Origin of the sequence: Thermanaeromonas sp., assembly GCF_021890735.1 — a bacterium.
Taxonomy (GTDB): domain Bacteria; phylum Bacillota; class DSM-521; order Neomoorellales; family Neomoorellaceae; genus Thermanaeromonas.
In genome coordinates, this window is sequence record NZ_JAKKUR010000068.1 from 1 (window position 1) to 9,434 (window position 9,434).

Here is a 9,434-nt window from a genome sequence, read left to right on the forward strand (position 1 = left end):
GGGTACAGGGAGCGGGCCAGGAAAACCTATGAAGTTGCTTATTCCGTGGGCCAGGAAGCTCACCCCTTGTCCTACTGTTTTTTCATTCCCTGGTTCTGGCCCTACGAAAGCCAGGGGCATCTGGGCTAGAGGGGCACCGGCGGCCTGAGCTACAGTGAAGAATAACCGTAAGGTCCTGGTGTTATCTACGCACCCACCTACAGCTAAAACAGGAGGTATCCCTAGCTCCCGGCATACCCTCTTTAACCCTGGCCCAGCTAAATCGGCTGCCTCGGGGTCGCACAAGCCAGCATTAAGCAGGGCGTGGGAGCAGCAGCCGGTAGTAGTTACCAGGATATCGCCTTCGATCAATTTGCGGGTTATAGTTACGTGGCTATGTTCATAGGGCACCTTTGGTGTATTGCAGCCTACTACAGTGGCCAACCCTTTGATGGTGCCCTCTTTAAGGAGACGGGCTATTTTTTCTTCTCCCCCGAATCTTTCCAAAATGGCTTCCAGGCTCCAGCCAACGAGGGCTTGCGTAGTTGAAGAAGGAATGAAGATTTTGTTTCGATCCCGGCGGGTGTACGCCTCAATGGCCAGCCTGGCTACTTGTAGGGCGTCTTCATCCAATGTCTCTGGTCTTTCCGGATCGAAGGGGATATGGACTGCGCCAGGGATACGGTTAGATGGGCAGGTAGTAATTATCTGGGTACCGAAGCAGTCAGCTACGATCTTTAATCCAGGGATAACACACTGCATGTCTACTATAACTGCATCGACAGCTCCTGTACCCAGGGCTAATTCCTGGCCCATTATATTGGTTACAGTGGGTATCCCGTAACGGGCAAGCAACTCGTCTCCTGTACAGCACATCCCGCCTACTACGATCCCCTTGGCCCCTACCTTATGCACCAACTCTTTTATCTCCGGTGTATTGAGTTTTTCCAAGACCTTCTCTACCATCACTGGAGAATGGCCATGGAGGAGAATATTTACGTGATCCGCTTTCAGTACCCCGTAATTAACCCGGGCCAGCTTAGGCTCAGGTATTCCGAAGAGTATTTCGGTGGCCAAGGAGGAAGTGAAAAGGGTGGCGTAGCAATAGGCCAGGGCTGATCTTAATTCTTGGGCAGCCATTTCCTTCCAGTCTGTGCAGCCGCCCAAGGTAGTCATATGGAGGGCTTCCAACACTTCATAAGCTCCAGAACGGGGGAGAACTCCTAGACGGCGCCAAACTTCTTTCCTATCTTCCGGTGCGTAAGCTTCAAGGAGGCGTAAGGGCTGCCAGGTAAGGCGGCCCAAATCCTCCAGGAGAACAGAGGCTACCTTAAGGGCGGCTTCCTTAAGGTTATCCCGGCTGCAGTTTAAGCCCAGCTTATCCGCCAGTTCCCATACCCTGGTTTCTCCCTTTATAGGAAGGTTCGCTCGGCCTTCAGCCGCAGCTATGATACTCAAGATAACTTCGTGGGCATGGCGCCAGTGGGCGGCCAGCCCAGCCACCAGGGCCCTTAAGATGTTGGCCATGACGATGGCGTTTTCATCGCGGCCGCAGATACCGCGGGGCGCTTTGGCAGTGATACGGCAGGGGCCCCATTGGCACATACGGCAGCAAAGGTTCCTGAGCCCGTAACCGCACTGGGGCTGCTGTTTTTCAAAGCGGTCCCAGATGTTTTCGATTTTTAAGTTATCCAGGTGCTCTAAAAGGGCCCGGGTGGCAGGATTGGGCGTTAAAGTTAAGACTTCTTCTTTTCCAGGCATTTCGGCGTTGAGCTGGGGATAACGGTATTTCATGGCCTAATTTCCTCCGCTGTATAGTTCCTTTATTCCTTTACGTATAGTTCCTACACTTAGCTTTTTTCTTTTTATTGAAGGGGCCCCGGTAAGCATATTCCGTCCAGGAAGAATATGGCTGCGGGAAAACTCAACTCTTTTAAAGTTATACCCCTTGGAAGAGCTGCGTGGAGAGGTAGCGCTCGCCAGTATCGGGAAGCACCACTACTATTCTTTTACCAGCGTTTTGAGGCCTCTTGCCTACTTTTAGCGCAGCGTAGGCGGCAGCTCCAGCTGAGATGCCCACTAGCAACCCTTCTTCCCGGGCGAGCCGGCGGGAGGTTTCCATAGCTTGCTCGGAAGTCACCTGGATGATCTCATCTATAACCTCTAGGTTGAGGATTTCAGGGATGAATCCTGCCCCTATACCCTGGATCTTGTGCGGACCGGGCATGCCACCAGACAAGACCGGAGATTCCGCTGGCTCCACAGCTATGATCTGTACCGAGGGGTTGCGTTCTTTAAGTACTTCCCCTACTCCGGTGATGGTGCCTCCTGTACCTACGCCACCTACGAAAATGTCCACCCGGCCCCCGGTATCAGCCCAGATCTCCTCAGCAGTGGTCCGGCGGTGGATGGCCGGATTGGCGGGATTGCGGAATTGCTGGGGGATAAAGGATTTCGGATATTCCTTGGCCAGCTCATAGGCTTTACTTACAGCACCTTTCATCCCTTCCGACCCAGGGGTAAGGACCAGTTCGGCCCCGAAAGCCTTAAGAAGGTTACGGCGCTCGATACTCATAGTCTCCGGCATGGTAAGTATAAGCTTATATCCCTTCACGGCGCAGACGAAGGCCAAAGCGATTCCCGTGTTGCCGCTGGTGGGCTCGATGATGACGGTATCCTTATCTATGAGTCCCTGCTCTTCCGCCGCCTCGATCATGGCCAGGCCTATTCTATCTTTAACGCTGCTTAGGGGATTGAAGGATTCTAGTTTGGCGATTATTTCCGCGCCTGTGTCGTTTATCCTGTTCAGGCGGACTAAAGGGGTACGGCCGATAAGCTCAGTGATATTGTTGTAGATCCTTTCCATGATATGGGCCTCTCTATCTCAAGATTTTGTTTAGAGCTTTTAATTTGTTGGAGCTTTTAACTTGATTTAAAGTTGGCGGGCTGGATTAAAACTTAATGCAAGTTTTTAGATAAAACCGACCGGAATACTTGTAATTAGCTTTTAAAGTTATTTTAAATTCCACAGGCGGAGCTGTCAAGTGCCTCAAAATCATGTTTGTTGATTTTCTGGGTAGGGCGAGGTATAGACTCTTGGCGCATTTTTAGTTTTGAGATATTGCCGAAGAGGAATCGGCAAGATTATGTCGAACTTCCAGGTATAAGGGGAGAAATTTCAGCCCCGGAAAGGAGGGTGGACATACTGAACTTTAGGCCTTACCGGTGGGTTTCCTTTAAGCATAAACCCTATTACTGTTTAAACTATGTTTATCGGGCTTATAGCTACCGGCCGCTAGTACAAAAGAAATATATCTGGAAAAAATACACCTTAACGAGGGAGGAGAAACAGGATGCAGGAAGAAGTATTGCGGACGGCCATTTTACGTTCCCAGGCTTTGAGCCAGATCTTAGAGAGGGATATCAATGCGCTTTTGAACTTGAAACCGACAAATCTCCTGCAGAAGGAGGAGATGGTGACACTAGTAGAACAAGCAAAAGACGAAAAGTCAGGTCTGGAGATTAAAGCCATAAATGAGAACTGGAAAGTATGGGGCCAGGCTTATTCTAAAGTATTACAGAAATTCCAGCATATGCAGGATAGGTACGGAGAAAAAGAGATAGCTGAGCTTTTTGAAGAAGTCCACAACAAAATGGTCGCTGAGGGAAAATCAGTAAGTGGAGAACAGGCCTCCGGGAGCATCTCTCTATAACAAGATTTTTCCTAGGTGTGGAACCCATAGAGCTGATACACCGCTTTATGGATGAGGAAGTCCGGCGGTTTGCCTGGGGACACAGGTTGCTGCGGCATGACTACGAGACAGCTAGAGCTTTTTCAGAACTTTACCGCCGGGAGGGCTTGGAGGAACAAGCTCTTTTGGAAGTAGTGCTACATATAGCAGCTGATTACTGGATAATCTCCCAGGAGGATTACGAGATCATGAAATCGTTGTACCCAGGTAAATCCAGGAGAAAGAGAAAGTAAAAAGGCGGGGTTGGAGGAACACCCCGCTTTTTAATTTGTGTGGCTTATTGGCTTGTTATAGTTGCATGGATTATACTTCTGCGAGATTAAGATTGTGGGCTTCTGGATATTTTTTTTGATATGATGGTATCAGACCAGGTTATGCACCATCCGATACAATGGATCGTGTCAATGTGGGGGAGGTGAATAAACTTATGCGCTTGGAGGCTATTCAGAAGAAACTAGAAACTGTTTTTTTTACCAGAACAGGCTGCAGTTTTGGCTGAGGTAATTAATGATGCCTATACAGACCTAGTAAAAACCAGCGATTTTAATGAGCTAAAGGAGATTGTAAGAAACTTGAGTTTGACTATGGAGGAGTTGGCTGAAGCGCAGAAAGAGACCCAAAAGGAAGTTAGTAGGCTTAATCGCGCTTTACAGGAGTTAGCCGAGGCTCAGAAGCGCACTGAACAGCGCGTCGAGGAGTTAGCTGAGGCTCAAAAACGTACTGAACAGCGCGTTGAGGAGCTAGCTGATGCTCAAAAACGCACTGAAGAAGAGCTAAGAAAGCTTATTAGCGAGCATGCAGAAACAAGGCGGCAGCTGGGAGGTCTAGCCATAACTGTAGGGTATAGGCTGGAAGATGAGGCTTTTAAGGCCCTGCCGAAGCTCCTCAAGAAAGATTATGGACTGGTGGTCAAGGGAAGGCTCAAAAGAAAGTTCGTACAGGATAATCAGGGCCAGGAGATCGAGGTAAACATCCTGGGTGAAGGAGAAAGAGAGGGAGAAGTTTACATCATTGTGGGGGAGAGCAAAAGCCAGCTTTCCAAGAGGGATGTGGACGATTTTATAAGGAGAAAGCTTAAGCGGCTGGAAGGGGTGTTTCCCAGAATGTTTCCAGTGCTGGTGACCTACATGATAAGCCAGCCTGGGGTAGAAGAGTATGCCCAGGAGAAGGGGATAGCTCTCTATTATTCGTATGATTTCTAGAGAGGGGAGCACTATTTTTCCTTGCCGCCGATATAAGCGGACAAAAGTTTTGGCCAGAAAGTAACAGGGCAGCCCAAGTTTGCATCAACAAAGTGCATGGCTAGACTTTAGCATGGAAAAGCGACCTTAAGTTTACTGGGGCATTGACGATAAAAGATGACGATGGATGGAATAGTGCTGATATATAAAACAGCCTTTCTTAGTAGCAATTTGTGGTTTGATATTTGAGCGATTTTTAGTCCCTACCATAACCTTAGACCCCGGTAATTTAAATACAGACCTTTGAAGAATTTTGGAGAGGGGGAGAACGTTGCCGGGGGGCACTTTTTTTAGCATAAACACAGCTTTAAGAGGCCTTATGGCCCACCAGAAAGCCATGCAGACCACTGCTCACAACATAGCCAATGCCAGCACTGAAGGATACACCCGCCAGCGGGTGGTCATGGTACCCACCCCTGCCTATCCTGTCCCTGCCATGAGCCGACCCGGCGGCCAGGGCTGGCAGGTAGGTACAGGCGTGGATGTGCAAGAAGTAAGGCGTATAAGGGATGAGTTTTTGGATCAGCAGATACGCAAAGAAACGGGTACCTTAGGGCAGTGGGAGCAGATACAATACGTTCTTCAGCAAGTGGAAGTGGTTTTTAACGAGCCTTCGGACACGGGCTTGAGCACCCTGATGAGTCAGTTCTGGGCCGCCTGGCAGGAGCTTTCCAAAAACGCGGAAAGCCTCCCGGTGCGTAGAACTGTAATCGAGACTGCTAACGCTTTAGCGGAAGCTTTCCGGCACAGCGCCGCTCAGTTGAACCAGCTCAAAAACGACATTGATAAATCCATTGAATTGAAAGTGCAGGAAGTAAACTCCATCGCCCAGCAGATAGCCGACTTGAACGGCCAAATTAAAAATATTATCGCCGCCGGCGACCAGCCAAACGACCTCATGGACCGGCGGGATTTGCTGCTGGATAGGTTGAGTAAGATAGTAAAGATTAACGTAGTGAATAATGATGACGGAACTATAAATGTTACTTTAGATGGGGCACCGAGTGGTGCTCTCTCATTAATCAATAGTACCAGCTATAATAATTTATTTATGGCTAAAACCCCAGCTAATGAAATTAAGCTGGGTATTATAGAAAATAACTCATTGCTGGACAAAGATAAACCTATTGATGAGATAAATGGTTTAAGTGAAGAGACACGGTATAAGATTGAATTCACCCCAAATGGAGTTAACTTATATGATAGTAATAACTCACCAGTGGCAAGTGCATCCTCTTCTCAAGGGGTGGAAGTGGCATTAAAAGACAGAAATAATGAACCTAAGCTTACTATAATTACGGTTACCCCATTACCTACGTCAGGAGACGTGGAATTCGAGATTCTTAATATAAATAATGGTGAAATCAAAGGCCTCCTAAAGGGTCGCGAGTATGTTGATTCTTACCTTGCTAGTTTGAATACGCTAGCGCAAGAATTGGCCAGAGCAATTAATGCTCAACACCAGGGTGGATTAGGGATAGGGGATACCACCCCCACACCCAGACCGTTTTTTGTTGATAGCGATAACAGTGACTCTACGACAGGCATTACAGCCAGTAACATTTACATATACAAGGATTTAATAGAAAAGCCCATGCATATTGCTGCGGCCGCAATAATTGATCCTCAGTTGGGATATGTTACGGAATTAGGTGGAGGCTTGGTGTCTAATAATGTATATCGAATCAAATATGAATATGATAGCAGCACCAGTGAGGATATAGTTACTTTGGAGAAATTGTCAGACGGAAATTGGGTAAGCGTAGGGGATAGTAAATCGATAAAGTGGGACGGTACTACTCCAGTTACTGTTGGGACTAATACTGAAACAATTACTTTTACCCCCCGCAAATATACCACAACAAAGCCTCCATATGGTAATTACATCGTAAATTGGCCTGCACCTGCTCCCGGCGACGCCAGCAACGCCCTGGCTATTGCTCAATTACAAAGTACAGTGATAGAAGGATTGGGCTCCACCTTCGACGACTACTACAAAAACTTTATCGCTAAGCTGGGTGTAGATGCCCATGAAGCTGAGCGCATGACCACCAATCAGGGTGTGTTAGTGACTCAGCTCACCAACCGCAGAGAATCCATCTCCGGTGTCTCCATTGATGAAGAGATGGCCTACATGATCCAATTCCTGCGCGGCTATGAGGCGGCGGCGCGGCTCATGACCACTTTGGATGAGATGCTGGATGTCCTTATCAACCGCATGGCGGTTCACTGATACTTTTCGCGTGTGGAAGAAGGTTCGGCAGGTCCGCCCTAGGTGAAAGTTTACCTCAAGAAGCTCACCTCAAGAGGGGAGAGGGAGGCAACATTAAATGAGAATAACCAACCGGATGCTTATCAGTAATGTCCTTACCAACATAAACAACAATCTTAAGGTTATGAGCAACACACAGAAACAAATGTCCTCGGGCAAAAGGGTGAGCCGCCCCTCGGATGACCCCATTGTGGTAGCCCGCGTCCTTTCCTTTAAGAGCGCCCTCGATTCCATGGAACAGTATGACAAGAATATGCAGGACGCCCGCGGGTGGGTGGATGCCTCGGAAAGCGCACTCAGTATGGCCACAGAAACCCTGCAACGGGCCCGCGAGCTAGCTGTCTACGGGGCCAACGGTACCCTGCCCAAGGAGTCCATGCAGGCCCTGGCCCATGAGATAGACCAGCTTATAGATGAGCTGGTGCAGACGGCTAATACTTCCTATGGTGGCCGCTTCCTTTTTGGAGGGAGCTATACAACCAAAGCTCCCTTTGAACGTACTTCTGATGGGGACGTGATATATAAGGGAAACACCCATAGTTTGGAATGGGAAATTGCTCCGTTAGTAACAATTACAGTAAACGAGGATGGAGAGAAAGTATTCATGAAGGTTGTTGACGTTGATGGCGACGGTAATCCGGACAGCAGCATTTTCTACGTCCTTAACAAGCTCTATGAGGCGCTTGGCGGTAAGGACCCAAACTCTGCGGACCACGCGGAGGTAGCAGGCACCTTAGGTTTGTTGGACCAGGCCATCGACCACCTTCTAAACATAAGGGCCAGCCTAGGGGCAAGGAGCAATCGCCTGCAGATGTCCCAGGACCGCCTATTCAACTCCAAGATAAGCCTTACGGAAACTATGTCTAAACTGGAAGATATAGACCTGGCCGAAGCGGTAATGAACTATAAGAACCAGGAAAATGTTTACCAGGCCGCCCTGGCCACCGCAGCTATGGTACTTCAACCTACTCTAATTGACTACCTGCGCTAAACCGACGCTGTATTGGTCTTTTGGCTTGTGAGGAAACCCCAACTAAAGTTACGAGAATCCTAGAGCTGTTTATCCTTTTAGCAGCTTTTTTCTTTTACGGGGACTTTAAGTCAGCCCTAACAGAGCCGTAGCTCCCCAGATAATTAGCATTTTGTCGGCCAACGGTCCTATAACTGGCATCATGTTGCCCATCATAACTGGTTACCTTCAGTAGGGAATTGACTGCCGACTGGCGCAAGGGAATTTTGAATTTCTGAAATGGGCGAGGTTGAAGTTGCATTGAGGGGGTGGTAAAATAGTGGAAAAAGCTTACAGAAGGGATGAACAAACTTGCCTGAAAGAAGCAGAGATTGGATGCGGCAGGCAGAAGCGGACCTAAAGCACGCTCGCAATTCTATGGCTTGGGGAGATTACGAGTGGTCGTGCTTTTCCGCCCAGCAGGCGGCAGAAAAAGCGGTTAAGGCCTTATTCCAGAAGCTCCACCTGGAGGCCTGGGGACATACGGTTAGCATCTTACTGGCCAACCTGCCAACTGAGATCAGTGTTCCTAGAAGCCTGATAGATAAGGCCAAAATCCTTGACAAGCACTATATACTGTCCCGTTATCCCAATGGCTTTGATAGCGGGGCACCTACAGACTTTTATACCCTAGAAGAGGCGAAAACAGCAATCGCCATTGCTGGTGAGATAATTGAGTTCTGTAAGGATCATCTCAAGTAGGGAGGCGGTTATTCGAAAAGCCCTGGAGGAGTATGTTGCCAAGCTAAAGGTAAGACCTGAGGTAGTGGCTGTGTATCTCTGCGGCTCCTGGGCTAAGGGGACCTATGCTCCGTATAGCGACGTTGATCTATTGATCCTCATAAAAGGAGACAGTAGAAGGCCCCACGAACGGGTGCCTGAATACCTGCCGGACAGGTTTCCTGTGGGAGTAGATCTTTTTATTTACACCTTAGATGAACTAAAAAACAATAAATTTGCTCAGCAGCTCTTGAGCGAGGGAGTAGAGTTATAATTGGCTTAAAGGAAAAGGCCAGCGATTTCTCCTGCTCCCGCTACCGCTCGCCAGCACTTGGCTCCAGCAAGAAGCCATATTTTAACGGGTCGTCAGCGCTAATAGTGAACTGGGAGAACCCGGTTATCCAAGCTTGACCGGTGATCTCCGGAACCACTGCCTTAATGCCGCCCACCTCTATTTCCTC

10 protein-coding genes are annotated in these 9,434 nt (G+C 48.6%); 7 read left to right on the forward strand and 3 right to left on the reverse strand.

Translation table 11 applies throughout. The annotated features are described in order from the left end of the window. Together cooS and cysK are read right to left on the reverse strand one after the other, a co-directional pair. Positions 1–1,773 (reverse strand): anaerobic carbon-monoxide dehydrogenase catalytic subunit (gene cooS, locus L5656_RS09080; RefSeq protein ID WP_297202123.1); only part of this gene is annotated, 1,773 nt, incomplete at its 3' end. 145 nt (positions 1,774–1,918) lie between these two features. Beyond that, positions 1,919–2,845 carry a cysteine synthase A gene (gene cysK, locus L5656_RS09085; protein ID WP_297202126.1) on the reverse strand — a complete coding sequence of 309 codons (927 nt, stop codon included), beginning with the start codon at positions 2,843–2,845 and terminating at the stop codon, positions 1,919–1,921. Between the two features lie 487 nt (positions 2,846–3,332). Between cysK and L5656_RS09090 the strand changes: the two genes are divergently transcribed. From L5656_RS09090 to L5656_RS09120, 7 genes are all read left to right on the forward strand, one after another. Then, entirely contained in the window at positions 3,333–3,692 is a 360-nt protein-coding gene (locus tag L5656_RS09090; protein WP_297202129.1) for a hypothetical protein, read from the forward strand. Positions 3,693–3,709: 17 nt separating this feature from the next. Continuing rightward, the gene (locus L5656_RS09095) at positions 3,710–3,964 is read left to right on the forward strand and encodes a hypothetical protein (RefSeq protein WP_297202132.1); all 255 of its coding nucleotides are present in this window, start codon (positions 3,710–3,712) and stop codon (positions 3,962–3,964) included. 258 nt (positions 3,965–4,222) lie between these two features. After that, positions 4,223–4,933 carry a hypothetical protein gene (locus L5656_RS09100; protein WP_297202135.1) on the forward strand — a complete coding sequence of 237 codons (711 nt, stop codon included), beginning with the start codon at positions 4,223–4,225 and terminating at the stop codon, positions 4,931–4,933. A 310-nt stretch (positions 4,934–5,243) separates the two neighbouring features. Continuing rightward, positions 5,244–7,205: a flagellar hook-associated protein FlgK gene (gene flgK, locus L5656_RS09105; protein ID WP_297202138.1), complete on the forward strand. Its 1,962-nt coding sequence runs from the start codon at positions 5,244–5,246 to the stop codon at positions 7,203–7,205. 97 nt (positions 7,206–7,302) lie between these two features. Next, positions 7,303–8,235 carry a flagellar hook-associated protein FlgL gene (gene flgL / locus L5656_RS09110; protein ID WP_297202141.1) on the forward strand — a complete coding sequence of 311 codons (933 nt, stop codon included), beginning with the start codon at positions 7,303–7,305 and terminating at the stop codon, positions 8,233–8,235. A gap of 330 nt (positions 8,236–8,565) precedes the next feature. Further along, positions 8,566–8,955, forward strand: a complete 390-nt coding sequence (locus L5656_RS09115; RefSeq protein ID WP_297202143.1) for a HEPN domain-containing protein — start codon at positions 8,566–8,568, stop codon at positions 8,953–8,955. After that, positions 8,927–9,247, forward strand: coding sequence for a nucleotidyltransferase domain-containing protein (locus tag L5656_RS09120; protein WP_297202147.1), 321 nt, complete (start codon positions 8,927–8,929; stop codon positions 9,245–9,247). Before L5656_RS09115 ends, L5656_RS09120 begins: the two co-directional genes overlap by 29 nt. 40 nt (positions 9,248–9,287) lie before the next feature. Here L5656_RS09120 and L5656_RS11425 read toward each other — a convergent pair whose 3' ends face one another. Then, on the reverse strand, positions 9,288–9,422 hold the full coding sequence (locus tag L5656_RS11425; RefSeq protein WP_366018209.1) for a proline racemase family protein: 135 nt from the start codon (positions 9,420–9,422) through the stop codon (positions 9,288–9,290). Positions 9,423–9,434: the final 12 nt, after the last annotated feature.